This window comes from Streptomyces sp. NPDC127100 (assembly GCF_042724095.1).
Lineage (GTDB): Bacteria > Actinomycetota > Actinomycetes > Streptomycetales > Streptomycetaceae > Streptomyces.
Map to the genome: position 1 here is coordinate 35,952 of NZ_JBHXFL010000031.1, position 18,178 is coordinate 54,129.

The 18,178-nt window shown below is 73.6% G+C and carries 17 protein-coding genes; 10 read left to right on the forward strand and 7 right to left on the reverse strand.

Annotation, left to right across the window (positions count from 1 at the left end; genetic code table 11):
* Position 1: 1 nt before the first annotated feature.
* From ACFWJB_RS24770 to tap, 4 genes are all read right to left on the reverse strand, one after another.
* Positions 2-661, reverse strand: a complete 660-nt coding sequence (locus tag ACFWJB_RS24770; protein WP_385470624.1) for an RNA polymerase sigma factor — start codon at positions 659-661, stop codon at positions 2-4.
* Positions 658-858, reverse strand: a complete 201-nt coding sequence (locus tag ACFWJB_RS24775) for a hypothetical protein (RefSeq protein ID WP_385470626.1) — start codon at positions 856-858, stop codon at positions 658-660. Before ACFWJB_RS24775 ends, ACFWJB_RS24770 begins: the two co-directional genes overlap by 4 nt.
* Positions 859-1,237: 379 nt before the next feature.
* Positions 1,238-1,795, reverse strand: a complete 558-nt coding sequence (gene tpg, locus ACFWJB_RS24780) for a telomere-protecting terminal protein Tpg (RefSeq protein ID WP_385470628.1) — start codon at positions 1,793-1,795, stop codon at positions 1,238-1,240.
* 12 nt (positions 1,796-1,807) lie between these two features.
* Positions 1,808-4,024 carry a telomere-associated protein Tap gene (gene tap, locus ACFWJB_RS24785; RefSeq protein ID WP_385470630.1) on the reverse strand — a complete coding sequence of 739 codons (2,217 nt, stop codon included), beginning with the start codon at positions 4,022-4,024 and terminating at the stop codon, positions 1,808-1,810.
* A gap of 324 nt (positions 4,025-4,348) precedes the next feature.
* Here tap and ACFWJB_RS24790 point away from each other — a divergent pair, with 324 nt between their 5' ends.
* The 3 genes from ACFWJB_RS24790 (at position 4,349) to ACFWJB_RS24800 (ending at position 6,755) form a co-directional block, all read left to right on the forward strand.
* Positions 4,349-4,519: a hypothetical protein gene (locus ACFWJB_RS24790; protein WP_386924928.1), complete on the forward strand. Its 171-nt coding sequence runs from the start codon at positions 4,349-4,351 to the stop codon at positions 4,517-4,519.
* A gap of 199 nt (positions 4,520-4,718) precedes the next feature.
* Positions 4,719-6,167, forward strand: coding sequence for an AAA family ATPase (locus ACFWJB_RS24795; RefSeq protein WP_386924930.1), 1,449 nt, complete (start codon positions 4,719-4,721; stop codon positions 6,165-6,167).
* Between the two features lie 129 nt (positions 6,168-6,296).
* The gene (locus tag ACFWJB_RS24800; RefSeq protein WP_385470636.1) at positions 6,297-6,755 is read left to right on the forward strand and encodes a DUF2871 domain-containing protein; all 459 of its coding nucleotides are present in this window, start codon (positions 6,297-6,299) and stop codon (positions 6,753-6,755) included.
* A gap of 46 nt (positions 6,756-6,801) precedes the next feature.
* On the opposite strand, the gene ACFWJB_RS24805 is transcribed toward ACFWJB_RS24800, so the two are convergent.
* Complete coding sequence (locus ACFWJB_RS24805) at positions 6,802-7,395, reverse strand: TetR/AcrR family transcriptional regulator (RefSeq protein ID WP_386924932.1); 594 nt, start codon at positions 7,393-7,395, stop codon at positions 6,802-6,804.
* A 153-nt stretch (positions 7,396-7,548) separates the two neighbouring features.
* Between ACFWJB_RS24805 and ACFWJB_RS24810 the strand changes: the two genes are divergently transcribed.
* On the forward strand, positions 7,549-9,126 hold the full coding sequence (locus ACFWJB_RS24810; RefSeq protein ID WP_386924934.1) for a condensation domain-containing protein: 1,578 nt from the start codon (positions 7,549-7,551) through the stop codon (positions 9,124-9,126).
* A 153-nt stretch (positions 9,127-9,279) separates the two neighbouring features.
* Here ACFWJB_RS24810 and ACFWJB_RS24815 read toward each other — a convergent pair whose 3' ends face one another.
* A complete protein-coding gene (locus ACFWJB_RS24815) occupies positions 9,280-10,461 on the reverse strand; it encodes a glycosyltransferase (RefSeq protein WP_386924936.1) in 1,182 nt (393 codons plus the stop codon).
* Positions 10,462-10,655: 194 nt separating this feature from the next.
* Between ACFWJB_RS24815 and ACFWJB_RS24820 the strand changes: the two genes are divergently transcribed.
* The 3 genes from ACFWJB_RS24820 (at position 10,656) to ACFWJB_RS24830 (ending at position 14,053) form a co-directional block, all read left to right on the forward strand.
* Positions 10,656-12,062, forward strand: a complete 1,407-nt coding sequence (locus ACFWJB_RS24820; RefSeq protein ID WP_385472636.1) for an NDP-hexose 2,3-dehydratase family protein — start codon at positions 10,656-10,658, stop codon at positions 12,060-12,062.
* Entirely contained in the window at positions 12,059-13,030 is a 972-nt protein-coding gene (locus ACFWJB_RS24825; protein ID WP_386924938.1) for a Gfo/Idh/MocA family protein, read from the forward strand. The genes ACFWJB_RS24820 and ACFWJB_RS24825 overlap by 4 nt, the downstream gene beginning before the upstream one ends.
* A 351-nt stretch (positions 13,031-13,381) precedes the next feature.
* On the forward strand, positions 13,382-14,053 hold the full coding sequence (locus ACFWJB_RS24830) for a DUF4232 domain-containing protein (protein ID WP_386924940.1): 672 nt from the start codon (positions 13,382-13,384) through the stop codon (positions 14,051-14,053).
* A 14-nt stretch (positions 14,054-14,067) separates the two neighbouring features.
* Here the strand turns inward: ACFWJB_RS24830 and ACFWJB_RS24835 are convergent, their stop codons facing one another.
* Positions 14,068-14,487, reverse strand: coding sequence for an ester cyclase (locus ACFWJB_RS24835; RefSeq protein WP_386924942.1), 420 nt, complete (start codon positions 14,485-14,487; stop codon positions 14,068-14,070).
* 102 nt (positions 14,488-14,589) lie between these two features.
* Between ACFWJB_RS24835 and ACFWJB_RS24840 the strand changes: the two genes are divergently transcribed.
* The 3 genes from ACFWJB_RS24840 to ACFWJB_RS24850 all read left to right on the forward strand — a co-directional run bounded on the left by ACFWJB_RS24840 (position 14,590) and on the right by ACFWJB_RS24850 (position 18,028).
* Entirely contained in the window at positions 14,590-15,657 is a 1,068-nt protein-coding gene (locus ACFWJB_RS24840; protein WP_385472626.1) for a glucose-1-phosphate thymidylyltransferase, read from the forward strand.
* A complete protein-coding gene (gene rfbB, locus ACFWJB_RS24845) occupies positions 15,654-16,646 on the forward strand; it encodes a dTDP-glucose 4,6-dehydratase (RefSeq protein WP_385472623.1) in 993 nt (330 codons plus the stop codon). Before ACFWJB_RS24840 ends, rfbB begins: the two co-directional genes overlap by 4 nt.
* Before the next feature lie 191 nt (positions 16,647-16,837).
* Positions 16,838-18,028: an acyltransferase family protein gene (locus ACFWJB_RS24850; protein ID WP_385472619.1), complete on the forward strand. Its 1,191-nt coding sequence runs from the start codon at positions 16,838-16,840 to the stop codon at positions 18,026-18,028.
* Positions 18,029-18,178 lie beyond the last annotated feature (150 nt).

Consider the following 18,178-nt stretch of genomic DNA (forward strand, 5'->3'; position numbering starts at 1 on the left):
GTTACTCCTTCTCCTCGTCGTCACCCAGGTCTATGCCGAGTTTGGCGGCGATGCGCTTACGGGCCAGGCGGCGGTGGGTACGGGCGGTGGCCGGGGTGATGCCCATGGTGTTGGCGGCCTGTTTGCAGGAGTAGCCCAGGACGTACTGGAGGATGATGACGTCGAACTGGCGCTCCGGCAGGGTGGCGATGGCGGTGTAGAGGCCCAGGGGGGACTCTATGGCCGCCAGTTGCGTGCGCATGCGTTCCAGCGTGGCACGGACGGCGTCGTGGACGGCGGTGGTTCGCGCGGTTCCGGCGGGCGCGGTGCTGCGTCCGTCGGCGGCGGGGCCGAGGTTCATGCGCAGGTGGAGTTCGACGCGCATCTTCAGCAGGCGCCAGGCGTAGGCCTCCGGTCCGCCGTCCTCGAGCAGGACGACGGCCCAGTTGAGGGCGAGGTGGCTGTAGAGGCGGCGCACGACCTGCTGGGCGGCCTTCATGTCGCCCAGCACGGTGGCGGCGTAGCGCAGTTGCGGCCGGGCGTACATGCGGTAGAAGGCGTCCAGGTCGGACGGCATCTCGTAGTGGACGCCCTGCAGGGAGTTCAGCTCCCTCAAGGGGGCGTTGCCGTCCTCGGGGAGGGTGTGCGGGGCGTTGCTGTCCTCGGGGATGGCCATCGTCATGCCTCCTCGTTGCGGACGGGTGCCGCGCCGGGGGTCTCGGTGGCCGCGGTGCGTGCCGGCTGGGTGCTCAGCAGCTCGGCGATGCCGACCCGGGCGCCGGCGCGCAGCATCCGGCGCGCTCCCGCGACGACGTCGGGGAGGAAGACGCGCACGGCGGTGGTGGCCGCCAGCAGCGCGAGCAGATCGTTCACGGTCATCGGGACCTGGTCCTCTCCTGCCAACACGGCGTCAACTCCGCCCGTGGGAAGGTGAGATGACGCTGCGGAGGACGCCGCTCTGGGTCCTCGGCTGCAGGATTTCCGATGAGAGGGGTCAAACGCGCATGCCCTTCTCGACCAAATTTTTACGGCTCGTGATCGCTTCAGCACGCACAGGCATAGACCACGGCGTTGAGTTACCGCTCGGACACCATGCGTGAGCTGCGGGAACGTGCTTCCCGCGCCGCACGGAACCGGTCCCTCCCGCCACTCCGAACGTACTGCCGAACCATCGAACACGTGACGGGTATCACATGGGTGGAACGTTTCCGGAGCCGAACAGGCCGGTCGCCGCACGGTCCTCGGCCGGGAAGGAGGGCTACAGGCCGAACTCCAGGTGCTCGATGTCCGTGAACCGGACCTCCTCCAGGGAGCCGGCCCGGCGGCCGCCGTCCTGGAAGTACACCTCCTTGAGCCCCTCGGCCGCGATCTCCCGCAGCTCGTGTTCGCCGGCGCCGGCCTCCCGGGCGTCGAAGAGGCGGGCGGCGTACTGCGGGGGCAGGGCGACGGTCAGGTGCCGGACGCGGTCCTGGTCCGTGGACCCGACCGGCGCGGTGTAGCCCATGCGGGCGCGGGTGTCGATGACGATGCCGCTCGTGGTGGCCGCCTGCCGCCGGGCCCTGGCCCGGACCTGCGGCTGCCACCGGGCCTTCACCTCGCGCTCCAGGCGCGCGGCGAGGTCCGGGCGGGGCCTTTTGATCTGGTCCTTCACATAGCGCTCGACGGTGCGCTGGGAGATCCGCAGCAGCCGGGCGGCCGCCCTGGTGCCGCCCAGCTGCCGGACCAGGTACCGCATCCGCGCCCCGGCGCCCTTGGGCGCCGGGCGGGTGAACGCCTTCTGCACGGCGGCGTCCAGGCCGTCCCCGAACAGGCTCATGGGCGCCTCCTCCTACTCTCCGCCGTCGGCGTCGGTGACGGTGCCGTCCTTGATGTACCGGGCGAGGTTGAGGCCGGGTGCGTCGAACCGCTCGCGGACCTCCTCGCCCCACAGCACGGTCTGGGTGCCCTCGTGCTTGACCAGGCCGGGGTTGACGCCGAGCCTGAAGCCGCCGGGCAGCGGCTTGCCGTCGCGGTAGGGCAGGAAGTCCAGCGGTGAGGGCCCGTCGGCCGCGTAGACGACGCAGTCGGAGAGCACCGCGACCGGGTACTGCCCGGTGTACGCCGCATGCTTGACGATCTTGCGGTGGAGGTTGGTGCGGGTGCGGGAGATGACGGCCGCGCGGATGTCCGGCCGCCAGGTGGGACGGGACAGGGCGCGCCACGGCCGGCCGGGCCGCCAGCCCTCACCGCGGGGCCGCTCGCGCAGCTTGCCCAGGCCGCCCTTGACCGTCGCCTTGATCGCCGAGACGACGGCCGCCAGCTCCGGGTCACGGTCCCGGTGGCCGTCCATCGCGGCGAGGAAGCCGGCCGGCGTCAGGTCGGCGGTGACGCCGAGGTCGGCCATGGTGGCGAGGTAGGCGTCCCGCAGCCGGTTGTACCAGCCGTCCAGGTAGCGGCCGGTCTCGTAGCGCACCCACGCCTCGATCGGGCGCACCTCGCAGCCGAGCTCCACCGCGTAGGCGACGGTGGGCGTGGCGTACCAGGCCGGGCCCTCGGGGCGCTCGCCCTTCGGCGTGAATGGGCTGGGCAGCATCGAGGCGTCCAGCTCCACCCACTCCTTGCCGAGCCTCACCCTCGACAGGTCGGCGCGGGAGAGGTCCACCAGCCACGAGCCGGGCAGCTTCGGGTCGAACGCCGGGGCCTTGACGTGCGTCGGCGCGCCGAGGCCGACGGTCAGTCCGTTGGCGCCCGCCGCGAAGGCCATGTTCACGTCGATGCCGACCAGGTACCGCAGGGTGCACTCGTCGTCCGTCATCGGCCGCGCCCAGTCGTACGCCTCCTCGAAGAGCTTCTCGCCGGGGCCGCGGACGTGGAAGCGCGGCAGGTCCGCCAGGAGCGGGTGCCCGTCGGGGGCCTCGCACGGCGCCGGGTCGACCGGGTCCTTGCCCAGGCTGCCGGGGTTGTGCTCGGGGTGCCGGCGGCCGTCGGCGTCCGGTTCGGAGGCGCGGGTCGCGGGGTGCAGGGCGGTCATCAGCTCGAGGCCGGTCACGGCGGTGGAGCCGCGCGGGGTCATCACCCGGGACGCGTACACGCCCAGCACGCGCGCGAGGTCCGCCGGCGGGAGCTGTCCCGCCCTCCCCCAGTGCCGGGTGTCCAGCGCGTTCCACGACGGGATGCACAGCTGCACGCACCGGCGGTCCGGGCCGGTGGCCGGGCGGTAGATCCGCGCCCACGGCCCGAACCCGCGCTTGGTGAGCTTCCACTCCGCACGGACCAGCTGCTTGACGACCTTGTGACCCTCCGGGAGCCGCCCGGCGTGACGCTCCTCCTCGGTGAGGGCGACGGGCAGGCCGTAGCGCTCCAGCGCTGCCTCGGTGAGCACCAGGAGCGGGTCGGCGTCCTTGCCCGGACCGGACAGCTTCGGCTGCCCGAGCCGCGCCTCCTCCAGGGCCCACTCCACCAGGGCCGGGACCGACTTGGCGGGCACGTCCAGGACCGGGCCGCCGGTGCAGTACGCCAGCACCCTGCCGTCGGCGTCCACGTCGACGACCGCCAGCGGCCCGTTTCGGAACCGCGGATCGCTGCCCTGCGCCGGGGCGGCCTCCGGCACGTCCGCACGGCGCGCCGCCGACGGGGTGGCTTTGCGTGCCGGACGCGGCGCGGCGGCCGGGGCGGCGGCCACCGGCGAGGCGGCCGGGGCGGGAGCCCGGTCCTTGCGGGGTGCCGGCGTGGCCGGGGCGCCGGATGACTGCTCCGCGGCCGGTGTCCGTGCGTCCCCCGGGGCGGACGCGGCGGGTGCCGGGGCGGGCGGCTCCTTCGGTGCGGGGTAGAGCTCCGCGAGCTGGTTCAGCAGCCGCGCGTACGCCTCACGCTCGGGGCCGCGCGGCTCGGTCGGCTTCCTGGCCGACTCCCAGCCGGACACCGTGGCCCGGCGGACCTTCAGCGCGGCGGCGACCTCGTCCAGCGTCAGGCCGTGCGCGGTGCGCAGCCGCTTGCGTTCCTCCGCCGGCGGCAGCGCGGAGCGGGAAGCGACGAGCGCGTCGACCGCGTCGAACAACTCGGACATGGAGCACCTCCTGCCCACACCCTAGTTCCGTACGGATCGCGTACGGACCACGTACCCGGTTCGTACCTCGTCCGGCGTTGCGTTTACGCGTCCCGTGTCCGGTGTCCGCGGTTTGCCAGGCGTTGCCAAGCAGGTGTGCCGGTTTCCGGCCGGCCGGGCCTCGCAGGTGGGCGCGGGTCCTCGTGCCGGGGTGGGCGGTGTCCGGGGTGTTTCTCGAGCGGTTCTCGGCCGGTTCTCCAACGGGTCACGAGGGGGGGTTGCCAGCCTTGGGGCAAGAGGTTGCCAAACAGCGAACACGGTCTTGTCACCCCCCAGGAGCCAGCCATGAAGCGCATCGCCCGGATCGCCGCAGTCGCCGCCGTCGTCGTCGCCGGTTTCACCACCGCGGGTACCGCCTCCGCGGCCACGGCCGGTGACATCGGCCGGCCCACTGCGGCGCAGGACAGCACGAACGACGTCGGCTGGCCCGCCGCTCCGCAGGACAGCGTCCTCTGACGCCGGCCCGGCCGTCGATGCGGATGCGTCGGTGGCGTTCGCCGGGATGCCCCCGTCCGGTCCTCGTGGCCGTTGCGGGGGCTTCGGCCTGTGCGGTCGCGGGTGATCTCCGTCGGTCCTCGACCCGGTCTAGAGCGGCCGCTCGGATCCTCGTGCTGCATCAGTGGACGTATGCGGACGACGGCGAAGGGGCGGCTCGATGACGGAGGCGGCGGGCGGGGTGTCGGGGGCCGGGGCCCTGGAGACGGTCCTCGCGATGTGTGCGGCGGGACGGTCGGGGACGGTGGTCGTCGAGGGGGCTGCCGGGTGCGGCAGGAGCCGTCTTCTGGGTGCGGTGGCCGAGCGGGCCGGTGCCGCGGGGGCCCTGGTGCTCAGGGCGGCCGCGACAAAGGAGGGGCTCCGGACGCCGCTGGGGGTGCTGCGTCAGGCGGTGGGCAGTGCGCCGGCGTCCGCACTCGGACGTATCGGGCCCGAGCACCGGGCGCTGCGCGAGGAGGCCGTGCGGGAGTTCTGCGCGCGGCTGTGTGCGCTGGCGGTCGAGGGGCCGGTGGTGCTGTGCGTGGACGATGTGCAGTATGCCGATCCGCAGTCGCTGCGCTATCTGGATCACCTCGCCCGGCACGCCCGGCCGGCGGCGGTGCTGCTCGTGGTGACGGTCGCCGCGCACGCGCAGGAGCGGCATGCGGCGGCCGTCGCGGAGCTGACGGGACGTGCCGGTGTCCGGCGGATCGCGTTGGGGCTTCTGTCGCCGCGGGAGGTGGCGGATGCCGTCGGGGGCCGCTCGGCGCGCGCCGCGGAGGAGTCGTACCGCATCAGTGGGGGCAACCCGGCGCTGCTGCGGGCACTGCTCCAGGAGGACGACGCGGACGGGACGGTGGGGTTCGCCCCGGACGGGCCCTTCGCGGGGGCTGTCGCCGCGTGTCTGGACCGTTGCGGCCCGGCTGCCGTGGCGTCGGCCCGGGCGGTGGCCGTACTGGGTGCGGGTGCGGCCGAGCCGGTGCTGGCGCGGATGCTCGGCACGGGGACACCGGGGGCGGGGCTCGCGGCGCTGCGTGCCTGCGGCGTGCTGCACGGGCTGCGTTTCGGGCATCCGGCGGTGCGGGACGTGGTGCTGGCGCTTGCCGCGCCGCGTACCCGTGCGGGTCTGCACCGGCGGGCCGCGCTGGCGTTGCGTGAGGCGCAGGCACCGGCCGCGGTGGTGGCGGGGCATTTCCTGGCGCCGGTCGCGCAGGGAGTACGGCGGCCGGTGCGGCCGGGTGATCTGGAGGTGCTGCGGGACGTCGCGGAGGAACTCCTGGCGCAGCGGCTGCCGGAGGAGGCCGGGCGGATCCTGGGGCTGGCTCACGATGTGTGCCCGGACGCGGGTACGCGGGCCGCGGTCGAGCTGCGGATGGCGGAGATCTCACTGTGGCCGGGTTCGCCGGCGGCGGTGGTGGAGCGGGAGCCGCTGACGGCCCCCGAGCAGCGGGTGGCGGCGCTGGCGGCGCGTGGGCTGACGAACCGGCAGATCGCGGCGGGGCTGCTGCTGTCGGTGAGTACGGTTCAGCAGCGGCTGACGCGGATCTACCGCAAGCTGCGCATCCGGGGACGGGAGGAGTTGCCGGAGGCGCTGGTGCAGGGGGCGCGGGCGGACGCGGTCGCCGGCTGACGCCGGGCCGCTCGAGTTTCACTGGACGCGCGCTCGAGACGGCCTGCGTCAGGGGCAGTTGGGATCGATCGGGGGTGCTTGAATGAGCGGTGCCGGCACGGTAACCGACCGCAGGGAGCGAGCACCGCGATGCGAAAGTCGTTCTACGCAGCGCACGTCTACATGATCGTCGGGGTGGTCTCGGGACTGTTCTACCGGGAGTTCACCAAGATCAAGGACTTCACCGGGGACACGCAGCTGTCGGTGATGCACACGCACCTGCTGACGCTTGGCATGTTCGGTTTCCTGATCGTCCTGGGGCTGGACAAGCAGTTCGGGCTGTCCTCGTCGAAGCTGTTCACGAACTTCTTCTGGTTCTACAACGCGGGAATCGTGGTGTCCGTGGGCATGATGGGCGTGCACGGCTGCCTGACGGTGCTCGGGCACGAGATGCCGGAGGCGCTGTCGCTGGTCGCGGGGCTGGGGCACATCCTGCTCACGGTCGGGCTGATCCTGCTGTTCGTGCTGCTGGGCAAGCGGCTGAAGGAGCCGGCCGGGCAGCACCGGCCGCCCGCCGGGGAGCCGGAGCACGCGAGGACCTCGGTCTGAGCCGCCGGCCGGGGGCTGCCCCGGGCCGGCGGGTGGCGCGTCCGGTTCAGGCCGGCTGGGCGGCGGGGCCGGTGAGCACGTCGGTCAGCACGGCCAGCCGCTCCGGGGCCTGTTCGGCGTCGAGGCGGCCTGCGTTGGCCAGGGTCGCCATGCCGTGCCAGGCGCTCCACAGGACCTGGGTGAGCGTGCGGGGGTCGCGGCCCGCGGCCAGGGGGGCGACGGTCTCCTCGATCTCGGCCAGGACCTCGGCGAGCGGGGCCGGGGTGCGGGCGCCGTCGTTCTCGTCGCCGGTGTCCAGGACGAGCATGGCCTGGTAGAGGACGGGTGAGCGGGACGCGAAGCCAACGTAGGCGCGGGCGAGTTCGCGCAGGGTCTCGCGCGCATCGCCGGTGTACTGGCGGCGGGTGGCGCGCAGGGCGGCGGCGAGTTCGGCGAAGCCTTCCAGGGCCACCGCGCGGATGATGGCGTCCTTGTTCTTGAAGTGCTGGTAGAGCACGGGCTGGCTGTACTCGATGCGGTCCGCGAGACGCCGCGTGGTGACACTGTCCCAGCCTTCCGACTCGGCCATCTCGCGTGCGGTGGCGAGGATGAGCTGGTGGCGGCGGGCCTGTTCGCGCAGGCGGCGGTCACGGGCGGTCATGCCGCCCACCATAGCACTTTCAGCGATACTCAAGTTGTCATTGATAGGGATTCTGCTTTTGACAGCGTACGGGTGCGCCGGGCCGGCTCGAGCGGCCTTCGAGGGCCGGTGGGCAGCATGCGGGGCAAGACGGCCACAGAGAGGGCGGACCTCATGCTGACCCCGACGTGCCTGGACGCGCTGCTCGACCTGGCCGCGGACGTGACCGGCCAGGAGCGGCGCACCGTGCGGGGCCGGGCGGCGGGGGCGCCGTTCGTCACCCTGGGCGGGACCCTCCAGCAGGCGATGCGGCTCCAGCGGCGGGCCGGCGAGCGGCTGGGGCTGTCCCTGGACCTGGCGGCGCTGCTGGGGCCCGCTCCGCTCACGGAGGCGCTGGCCCGGGCGGTGCCCCTGCCCGCTCCCCCGCCGCCGGAGAGCGGGCCGCTGCGTCCCCTCCTGCCCGGGCAGCGTGCGGCACTGACGGGCCGTCACGGCCGGCGGGCCGCTCACCGTGTCCTCAGTGCCGAGCTGTCCGGTCCGCTCGACCTGGCCGCGCTGCGCACCGCCGTCGCCGCGCTCAGCGCCCGGCACGAGGGGCTGCGGACCTTCTTCGTCCCGTCGGCCGGCGGGCCGGTGCGGCGGGTGCTGGAGGCGTACACGGTGCCGCTTCTCGCCGCTCCCCCGGCGTCGGGGGACGCGGACGGCGTGGCGGCGGTGCACCGGCGGCTTGCCGTGGACGGGGGGTGGCCGGCCGGACGCGCCGGGCGGCCACCCGTCGCCTTCGTGCTGGCGCCGCTGGCACCCGGACGGCATCTGCTGTCCTTCCTGTACCACCGGGCCGTCGCCGGTCCCTGGTCGGCCGCGCTGGTGTGGCGGGAGCTGCTCGCCGACTACGGCCGCGCGGCGCGGGGCCTGCCGGTCGGCCGGGCCCCGGCGCCGGGGCCCGAGGCGCCGGAGCTTCCTCCCGGCGGGGCGGCGCGGCGGGCCGCTCTGCTGCGCGACGCCGCCGGGCCGGTGGACCTGGGGCGGCCCGAGCGACGTCCGGCGGTCTTCGACTTCCGCGGCGGGCGGCTGCCGTTCCTGCTGGACGCCGAGGTGCGCGACGCGGTGGACGCCACCGCCCGGCGGGCCGGGGTCCCGCACAGCACCGTGGTGCTGGCCGCCTGGGCCCTGGCCGTGGGCCGGCGCTCGGGCCGCGAGGAACTGCTCGTGGGGGCCGAGCTGCCCCGCCGGCCCGTGGCCGCGCTGCCCCGCACGGTGGTGCCGTGTGCGGTGACGCACCCGGTGCGCTGCGTGCTGGAGGGCACGGCCGACTACTTCCTGCGCGGTATCGCCTGCGCGCTGAGCGAGGGCCTGGCCCACGCGGGTACGGACGAGGAGGAGCTCGCCCGTGCGCTGGGCACGGGCGGTGACCGGTCCCGGCCGGGGCCGGCGCAGGTGGCGTTCGCCGCGCACGACGAGCTGCTTGCGGCGGCCGCCGGGGCGGGCGGTGTGTCGGCGCGTTTCCACCCCGGGCACCTGGGCGGTGCCGAGGCGGACGCGGCGCTGACGCTGGTGCGGTGGCGGGAGCGGCCTCTGCTGTGCCTGGACTTCGCCTCGTCGGTGCTCACCCGTGTCGAGGCGGCACGGCTGGCCGGGGATGTGAGCGCCGCGCTGCTGGCGCTTGCGCTGTCGGCTCCCTCGACCCCGGTGGACGACCTGCTGCCGGCGGCCCGGGTGGCGGGCGCGACGCTGCCGTCGCTGCCCGGTTAGGTGCCGCCGCCGGGCCCGGGCCGGCCCCGGTGCGGGGCCGGCGCCGGGGGCGGGGGGTGTGGCCCGGTGCGCGGGCCGCGGGGGAAGTCGGCTCGCGCACCGGGAGTCGTGGGGCACCGGCGGGCCGCCCGCCCGCGGGTGCCGGGAGGGGGGTCAGGCGGCCAGGTCCGGGAGCTTCGCGGCGGTCGCGGCGGGGTCGGGCATCCCGGCGATCTCGGCGGCGACCTTGCGGGCGCCGGTGCGGTAGGACTCGTCGGCCATCAGGCGGCGGGCGGCTTCGCCGACGGCCTGCGGCGACAGGTCCGGGGCGAGGACGTACTCGCCGGCGCCGGCGGCGTGGACGGCCGCGGCGTTGGCCGGGCCGTCGGCGCCCTGGGGCAGGACGAGCTGGGGCAGGCCGGCGGCGAGGGCGGCCAGGGTGGTGCCGGCGCCTCCGTGCTGGACCACGAGTGCGGCGTGCCGCAGCGCCTCGGGCTGGGCCACCCACGGGACGGCGACGACGCGTTCGGGCTGTTCGCCGAGTGCGGCCACGGGCACCACGGGCCCGGCGGCGACGAGGACCGGGACGTCGAGCGGCAGCAGGCCCTCGACGACCGTGCGCAGGACCTCGGCCGAGGCGAACGCGGTGCCCAGGGTGACGTAGACGAAGCGGCCCTCGGCGGCCCGGATGCGCTCGGGGAGCTCGCCGCCGGGTTCGGCGTAGGGCACGGGGCGCTGCTCGATGCGGTGGAGGGGGGCGGCGAGGAAGTGGGGGTCCTGCAAGGAGGGCGGGCAGATGTCGACGAAGGCGCGGGCCAGGGCCAGGAGCTGGCCACCGGGCACGTCGACGCCGAGGTCGCCGGCGGTGACGAGGAGCTGTTCCATGACGCGGGCGTCGTCGGGCCCGACGGTCATGGGGCCCACCCCGTGGGCGACGGCGGGTACGCCGGCGAGGTGCGCGGCGAAGGCGGCGCCGGGGTTGAGTGCCTCGTAGACGACGAGGTCGGGGCGCAGCCGGCCGAGGGCGGCGGTCAGGTCCTCGGTGACCCAGCGGGGCAGTACGGAGCCGAAGACCTGCACGTGCAGGTCGGCCAGGACCTCGGGCGGCACGTCCTGCGGCTTGAGGTCGGCGTCGCCCGGTGCGAGGAGGCCTCCGGAGCGGGCTGCTTCCATGAATCCCTCGGGCACCGAGCGGCCCGCGGGCACGGCTTCGAGGCCGGCCGCGGTGACGGCGGGGTGCAGTTGCTCGCCCGTGGCGAAGAAGACCTCGTGGCCGGCGGCCCGCGCGGCCTTCGCCAGGGGGAGGAGGGGGTAGACGTGGCCGAAGTTTCCGGCGCCGGCGAAGAGGATTCTCATGCCGTCGAGCGTAGGGTCGCCGCCCCCCGGTGTCTAGCAGTGACAGGAAACCTGTCGTCGGTAAGTAAGCGGATTCGAGGGGGGATCCGGCGGGCGTCGAGGCGGTCTCCGGTCCGCCCCGATCGGGACGGACCATGGTCGTGCTGCGGCCGCCTGCCCGAGGGCGAGCGGAACGAGTCGAAGGAGTCGCGCTCATGACCATCACCCAGGCAGCAGCGTCCGTGGGCGCCGCCCCGGGTACGGTGCAGCGGTTCGTGCTGTCGGCGCGGGCCGCCGACAGTCCGGTGACGCCCAACGCGGTCTTCCGCGAGTGGTTCGCCGAGCAGCGCCGTACCAACCGCTACGACGTGCGCCGCATCCCGTTCTCCGAGCTGGTCGGCTGGCGTTTCGAGGAGCCGGGCGGGAACCTGGTGCACGACAGCGGCCGGTTCTTCGCCGTCGAGGGCCTGAGCGTGCGCAGCGCCTGGGACGGGCACGAGCTGTCCTGGACGCAGCCCATCATCAACCAGCCCGAGGTGGGCATCCTCGGCATCGTCGTCAAGGAGTTCGACGGCGTGCTGCACTGCCTGATGCAGGCCAAGATGGAGCCCGGCAACCTCGACACGGTGCAGCTGTCGCCCACCGTGCAGGCCACGCGCAGCAACTACACCGGTGTCCACAAGGGCTCCGCCGTGCGCTACATCGACTACTTCCGGCCGCCGCGGCTTCTGTCGCGGGTGCTGTACGACTCGCTTCAGTCGGAGCAGGGCTCGTGGTTCCTGTGCAAGCGCAACCGGAACATGGTGGTGGAGGCGCTGGGCGAGGTGGAGCTGCACGAGGACTTCGTGTGGCTGACGCTCGGCCAGATCCACCGGCTGCTGTACGAGCCGAACGTGGTGAACATGGACGCGCGTACCGTCCTGTCGCTGATTCCGGCCCCGGCCGGGCGCGGCGGGCCGTCGCTGTACTCCATGGAGGAGGTGCTGAGCCGGCTCACCGAGATCAGGGCGCGCCGTGAGCTGGTGCAGCGTTCGGTGCCGCTGGCGCAGGTGGAGCGGTGGCGTCGCACGGACTACGAGATCGAGCACGAGAGCGGGCACCACTTCGCGGTCATCGCCGCGTCCGTGTCGGCCGCCAACCGTGAGGTCACCAGCTGGACGCAGCCCCTGCTGGCGCCCAAGGAGCAGGGGCTGGTCGCGTTCCTGATCCGGCGGGTGGGCGGTGTCCCGCACCTTCTGGCGCGGGCGCGGTCGGAGGCGGGGGTGCTCGACGTGGCCGAGTTCGGGCCCACCGTGCAGTGCCAGCCCGGGCGGGCGCTCACCCTGCCCGTCCACCTCCGGCCGCGCTACCTGGACCTGGTCATGCGGGCGCAGCCGCACGAGCTGCTGTACGACGTCGTGCAGTCCGAGGAGGGCGGGCGTTTCCACCATGCCGGCAACCGGTACGTGCTCATGGAGGTCGGGGACGACTTCCCGCTGGACGTGCCCGACGAGTTCGTGTGGCTGACGGCCGGTCAGCTCGCCGAGCTGATGCGGCACAGCAACTACCTGAACATCGAGGCGCGCACGCTGCTGGCGGTGCTGCGCGGGGTGTGGGCGCCGGACGGGGGGTACGCCCGGTGAGCGCCGCTGCGGTGCGGCCGCTGCGGCTGGGGGTGCTGGGCTGCGCGGACATCGCCCGGCGGCGGATGCTGCCCTCGCTGGAGCACCAGCCGCTGGTGACGGTGACGGCGGTGGCCAGCCGGAGCCCGGAGCGGGCCCGGGGGTTCACCGACCGCTTCGGCGGTGTGCCTCTCGGGTCGTACGAGCGGCTGCTGGAGCGCGAAGACGTCGACGCGGTGTACGTTCCGCTGCCGCCCGAGCTGCACGTCCGGTGGACGCTGCGGGCGCTGGAGGCCGGCAAGCACGTGCTGTGCGAGAAGCCGTTCGCGCCCAGCGCGGCCGAGGCGGAGAAGGCGGTGGCCGCCGCCCGGGAGCGGGGGCTGCTGCTGATGGAGAGTTTCATGTTCCTGCACCACTCGCAGCACGCGCGGGTGCGGGAGCTGGTGGCGGACGGGCTGATCGGGGAGGTGCAGCTGTTCTCCTCCGAGTTCGGCATCCCGCTGCGTCCCGCGCCGGGCGGCGGCGGGGAGCGGGCCAGTACCCTCCCGGAGGTCGCCGCCTACCCGCTGCGTGCGGCCCGGCACTTCCTGGGTCCGCTGCGCGTGGCCGGGGCCCAGGAGCGGGCGGCGAGCGCGCTGGGGCCGCGGCCGGCGGGCAGTGCGCTGCTGGTGTCCGCCTCCGGTGCGGCCGCGCAGGTGGCCTACGGCGTGGAGCACGCCTACCGCAGCGGCTACAGCCTGTGGGGCAGCCGGGGCCGGCTGCGTCTGGAGCGTGCCTTCAGCACCCCCGACGAGCACACGCCCGTGCTGAGGGTGGAACGCGAGGGGACGGTGCGGGAGATCGCCCTGCGGCCGGACCGTCACTTCACCAACATCGCCGGTGTGTTCGCCCGGACCGTGCTGGAGGGCGGGGACTTCGCCCCGCACGCACGCGACATCCTGGAGCACGCGGCGCTGGTGGAGGAGGTGGAGCGGGCGGCGGCCGGCTGAGCGGGGGCCCTTTCGGCCTTCGTGCCGTCGGTGCGGGCGGGCCGGGAGCCGGTGACGGCCGGTGCGGTCAAGGTCTGCCGGGTCACGGGTTCGTCCCAGCGAGCGGCGTTGCGCAAGCGGGCGCGGCCGGTGGCGGAACACGGGCCGGCGGGGCCCGCAGACGGTGTGTCCCGGCGTGCCGGGGCACACCGTTCCCGCGCGTGGCGCTCGATGTATGTAACAGGCATGTCCTGGCGGGCCGTTGAGCGGAACGCTTCACCGGTTGGCGGCGGTCCTGGTGGTCACAGACGCTCGCTCGTCCCCCCGGGGCCGGGCGGCCGGCACCTGTCACCGAGACTGAGGAAAAAGACGATGCGCGTTCGCAAGCTCACCTTCGCCGCCCTGGCCGTTGCAGCGGGTCTGTCGCTCACGGCCTGCAACGGCGACGACAGCACGGCACAGAGCGACGGCCCGTCCGCGTCCTCGCCGGCCTCCTCGGACGGCGCCTCGGGCACGGGCGGTGCGGGCACCGGCGGTGCGGAGCAGGACGGCGGGAAGGACAGCTCCGGCGAGCAGAGCACGGACGGCGGCTCCGGCGGGCAGGACACGTCCGCCGGGGCCGGCGCGTGCCGCACCGACGAACTGGACATCACCGCGTCGGACAGCACCATCGACGGCGACACCGAGGGCTCGGTCGCCATCACGTTCACCAACGGCGGCGGCCGTGACTGCGCCCTGACCGGATACGCGGGCGTCGACCTGAAGACCAACGCGGGCGATCTGTCCGCCGAGCGCACCGGCCAGGAGGCCGGCCCCATGACGCTCAAGGACGGCAAGTCGGTGTCCTTCACCGTCAGCTACCCCGTCAACGACTCGGGCGGCTCCGGCGTCCGTGTCACCGCACTCGTGGTGACCCCGCCCGACGAGACGAAGTCGGTCACCCTCGACTGGCCGGGCGCCGCGACCCTGCCCGTCACCGACGGCGCCGGCTCCCCCGTCCGGGTCGGCCCGATCGGCAGCGCCGGCCAGGGCGGGGAGAGCTGACCTCGGCGGGTGGGTCAGGCCTTCTGCAGCGCGTAGAAGTCGACGCCCAGCTGGCGGAACATGCCGCCCATGTCGAGCTGGTCCCAGTGCTCGGCCAGCAGGCCGTCCTCGACCCGCCAGATGTCGATGGACTGGAAGGTCAGCGGGCGCCCGGTCGCCTCGACGCCGAAGAAGGTGCCCCGGTGGGTGCCGGAGTACTCGAAGCGGCCCGCGATCCGGTCCCCGTCGACGATCACGTCGTGGGCGACGACCCTCACGTCCGGGAACGCGTCGAAGATCGCCTGGAAGAAGGCCGCGTTGGCCTCCACGCCGTCGGCGACGACCGGATTGTGGTCGATGTGGCCCGGCGCGGTGTGCTCGCCGATGGTGCCGACGTCATGGTTGTTGATCATGTCGACGAAGGCCTGGATGAGTGCACGGTGGTTGTCTGCCATGCCTGGAGCATCACGGCCGCGTCTCGAGCGGCCCTGGAGGGCCCCTAAGGGCGCGTGCGATCCCCCACTCCCGCTCTAGCGCGCGTTCCTAGGGTCGGTGGCATGAAGGCTCTCGTACTCTCCGGCGGGGCCGGAACCCGCCTGCGCCCCCTCACCCACACATCAGCCAAGCAACTGGTGCCCGTGGCCAACAAGCCCGTGCTCTTCTACGGCCTGGAGGCGATCGCGGAGGCCGGTGTCACGGAGGTCGGGATCGTCGTCGGGGACACCGCCGCCGAGATCAGGCAGGCCGTCGGCGACGGTTCGAAGTTCGGTCTGACGGTCACCTACCTCCCGCAGGAAGCCCCGCTGGGGCTCGCCCACGCCGTGCTGATCGCCCAGGAGTTCCTCGGCGACGACGACTTCGTGATGTACCTCGGGGACAACTTCATCGTCGGCGGCATCTCCTCCATCGTCGACGACTTCCGCGCGCAGCGCCCCGACGCGCAGATCCTGCTCACCCGGGTCTCCGACCCGCGGGCCTTCGGCGTGGCCGAACTCGGCCCGGACAGCAACGTGATCGGCCTGGAGGAGAAGCCGGCCACGCCCAAGAGCGACCTGGCCCTGGTCGGCGTCTACCTGTTCACGTCCGCGGTGCACCGGGCCGTGCGCGCCATCAAGCCGTCCTGGCGCGGCGAGCTGGAGATCACGCACGCCCTGCAGTGGCTGATCGACCACGGGCACGACGTGCGCTCCACGACCGTGTCCGGATACTGGAAGGACACCGGGAACGTCACCGACATGCTCGAGGTCAACCGGTCCGTGCTGGAGTCCGCGGAGCCGCGCATCGAGGGCGACGTCGACGACGTCAGCGAGATCATCGGGCGGGTGCGGATCGAGGAGGGCGCCAAGGTCACCGCCTCGCGCATCGTCGGCCCGGCGGTGATCGGCGCGGGCACGGTGATCTGCTCCTCCTACGTCGGCCCGTTCACGTCGATCTCGAACGACTGCGACATCACCGACAGCGAGATCGAGTTCTCCATCGTCCTGGACAATTCCTCCGTGCGCGGCGCCCGGCGTGTGGAGGCGTCGATCATCGGACGCAACGTGGAGGTGACGCCCGCCCCGCGGGCGCCCGCCGCGCACCGGCTCATCCTCGGCGACCACAGCAAGGTACAGATCTCGTCATGACCCTCACACGCATTCTCGTCACCGGCGGCGCGGGATTCATCGGTTCGCACTACGTCCGCCGGCTGCTGGGCGCCGGCGGGCCGGGCGACGTGAGCATCACCGTGCTCGACAAACTCACCTACGCCGGCAACCCGGCCAACCTCGACCCGGTCCGCGGCCATCCCGGGTTCCGGTTCGTGCGGGGCGACATCTGCGACCGGGACCTGGTCGCGGGCCTGGTGGCCGAGCACGACCAGATCGTGCACTTCGCCGCGGAGTCCCACGTGGACCGCTCCATCCTGGGCGCGGCCGAGTTCGTCACCACCAACGTGCTGGGCACCCAGACGCTGCTGGACGCGGCGCTGCGCCGGCCCGGCGGCAGTGCGCGGTTCCTGCACGTGTCGACCGACGAGGTGTACGGCTCCCTGGCCGAGGGCTCCTGGCCGGAGAGCGACCCGTTGCGGCCGAACTCCCCCTACGCCGCGTCCAAGGCCTCCTCCGACCTGATGGCGCTGTCCTACCACCGCACCTTCGGCCTGGACGTGCGGGTGACCCGCTGCTCCAACAACTACGGCCATCACCACTTCCCGGAGAAGGTCATCCCGCTGTTCATCACCAACCTGCTCGACGGGCGCCCGGTGCCGCTGTACGGGGAGGGGCTGAACGTGCGGGACTGGCTGCACATCGACGATCACGTGCAGGGCCTGGAGCTGGTGCGCGCCTCGGGCCGGCCCGGCGAGGTGTACAACATCGGCGGCGGCACCGAGCTGAGCAACAAGGAGCTGACCGCGCTGCTGCTGGAGCTGGCCGGGGCGGGCTGGGAGAGCGTGGAGCACGTGCCCGACCGGCTCGGGCACGACCTGCGGTACTCGGTCGACTGCACCAAGATCTCCACCGAGCTGGGCTACCGTCCGCGCAAGGACTTCACCGAGGGTCTGAAGGAGACGTTCGCCTGGTACCGCGACAACCGCGCCTGGTGGGAGCCGTTGAAGGCACGCGCCGCCCTGTGAACGGAAACGGCCCCCCGGCCGCCACGAGCACGAGCGCGAACACGGCCGTCCCGGATTCCCGGGGCGGCCGTCGCGCGTCGCGAGGACGGCGCGCCCGGTCCTGGGGCCGTTCACGAGCGTTGTGCGAGCGGGCGCCCCTACAACGGTGAACAGCACCAGTCCTCCCCGTCCCCTTGTGAGAACGGACCCCCATGGCCACAGACCAGGTACTGACCGGTTCGGCGCCGGCCGGTGTGCGCGGCGGGCAAGCCGCCGCGCCCGGGCGCCCCGCGCCGTCCCGGCTGCCGTCCCTCACCGGCCTGCGGTTCCTCGCCGCACTGGCCGTCTTCGCCCACCACGCGTTCCTGCCGATACCGCCGCTGCGGCTGCTGGCCGACGACGCCACGGAGTTCCGCCTGTACCGCTGGTTCAACCAGGCCGGCGGGCTCGGTGTGTCGTTCTTCTTCGTGCTCAGCGGCTTCGTGCTGACCTGGTCGGCGCGCCACGACGACACCACGACGTCGTTCTGGCGGCGCCGGTTCGTCAAGATCTACCCCGTCTACGTGGTCGCCTGGGCGCTCGCCATGTGGCTGTTCGCCGCGCCGGCCACCTCCGACGGCACCGCCGTCGCCAACCTGTTCATGGTGCAGGTGTGGGTGCCCGAGTACTTCACCAACTTCAGTGTCGACTCCCCCAGTTGGTCGCTGGGCGTGGAGGCGTTCTTCTACCTGTGCTTCCCGCTGCTGCTGCGGCTGTTCGGCCGCATCGACGCGGCGCACCTGAAGTACTGGATCGCCGGGGGGATCGCCGCGGTGTGGGCCACGCCCGCGCTGGCGTACGGGCTGTTCTCGAAGGCCGAGCTGGTGCCCAGCGGCCAGGACCTGTCGGTGGCGCAGTACTGGTTCAGCTATGTGCTGCCCCCGGTGCGGATGGCGGACTTCGCCCTCGGCATCCTCGTGGCGCTCGCGGTGCGGCACGGGCGCTGGCGCAACATCGGCATGTTCTGGTCCGCCGCCCTGCTGGCCGGCGGGTACTGGCTGACCTTCCACGTCCCCTACCTCTACGGCCAGCGCGCGGCGATGATCGTGCCGATCGTGCTGCTGATCGCGGCCGCGGCGAGCGCGGACGTCGAGGGCCGCTTCACGCTGTTCCGCAACCGCGCGATGGTGTGGCTGGGCGAGATCTCCTTCGCCTTCTACCTGCTGCACTACATCGCGCTGTCCTGGCTGCGCAAGGAACTGGGTACGCAGATGTACTCGACCGCGGCGGGCCTTGCGATGCTGGCCGGCACGGTGGTGGCCACGGTGGTGGCGTCGTGGGTGCTCTACGCCCTGGTCGAGTCCCCGCTCGTGCGGCGCTTCGGCCGGTCCCGGCCCGCAGCCGCGCCCGCGCCGGTGCGCTGAGGGATCGGGGCCCGGCGTCCCTTCTTCCGGGGGCACGGCCGCGGACGGGCCGGGCGCGCCCCCGCGGCGGCCGGGGCCCGGGGGGAGTGCGCCCCAGGCCCCCACCCCCCCGACGCCCCCCCCCCCGAGCACGAGGGGCGGGCCCAGCGC

Coding starts and splice junctions, on each gene's coding strand:
- ACFWJB_RS24810 (WP_386924934.1), top strand. CDS start 7,549: ATGCTGACCCCGACGTGCCTGGACGCGCTGCTCGACCTGGCCGCGGAC.
- ACFWJB_RS24835 (WP_386924942.1), bottom strand. CDS start 14,487: ATGGCAGACAACCACCGTGCACTCATCCAGGCCTTCGTCGACATGATC.
- ACFWJB_RS24830 (WP_386924940.1), top strand. CDS start 13,382: ATGCGCGTTCGCAAGCTCACCTTCGCCGCCCTGGCCGTTGCAGCGGGT.
- ACFWJB_RS24805 (WP_386924932.1), bottom strand. CDS start 7,395: ATGACCGCCCGTGACCGCCGCCTGCGCGAACAGGCCCGCCGCCACCAG.
- ACFWJB_RS24790 (WP_386924928.1), top strand. CDS start 4,349: ATGAAGCGCATCGCCCGGATCGCCGCAGTCGCCGCCGTCGTCGTCGCC.
- ACFWJB_RS24775 (WP_385470626.1), bottom strand. CDS start 858: ATGACCGTGAACGATCTGCTCGCGCTGCTGGCGGCCACCACCGCCGTG.
- ACFWJB_RS24850 (WP_385472619.1), top strand. CDS start 16,838: ATGGCCACAGACCAGGTACTGACCGGTTCGGCGCCGGCCGGTGTGCGC.
- ACFWJB_RS24800 (WP_385470636.1), top strand. CDS start 6,297: ATGCGAAAGTCGTTCTACGCAGCGCACGTCTACATGATCGTCGGGGTG.
- ACFWJB_RS24770 (WP_385470624.1), bottom strand. CDS start 661: ATGACGATGGCCATCCCCGAGGACAGCAACGCCCCGCACACCCTCCCC.
- ACFWJB_RS24815 (WP_386924936.1), bottom strand. CDS start 10,461: ATGAGAATCCTCTTCGCCGGCGCCGGAAACTTCGGCCACGTCTACCCC.
- ACFWJB_RS24795 (WP_386924930.1), top strand. CDS start 4,719: ATGACGGAGGCGGCGGGCGGGGTGTCGGGGGCCGGGGCCCTGGAGACG.
- tap (WP_385470630.1), bottom strand. CDS start 4,024: ATGTCCGAGTTGTTCGACGCGGTCGACGCGCTCGTCGCTTCCCGCTCC.
- ACFWJB_RS24820 (WP_385472636.1), top strand. CDS start 10,656: ATGACCATCACCCAGGCAGCAGCGTCCGTGGGCGCCGCCCCGGGTACG.
- rfbB (WP_385472623.1), top strand. CDS start 15,654: ATGACCCTCACACGCATTCTCGTCACCGGCGGCGCGGGATTCATCGGT.
- tpg (WP_385470628.1), bottom strand. CDS start 1,795: ATGAGCCTGTTCGGGGACGGCCTGGACGCCGCCGTGCAGAAGGCGTTC.
- ACFWJB_RS24840 (WP_385472626.1), top strand. CDS start 14,590: ATGAAGGCTCTCGTACTCTCCGGCGGGGCCGGAACCCGCCTGCGCCCC.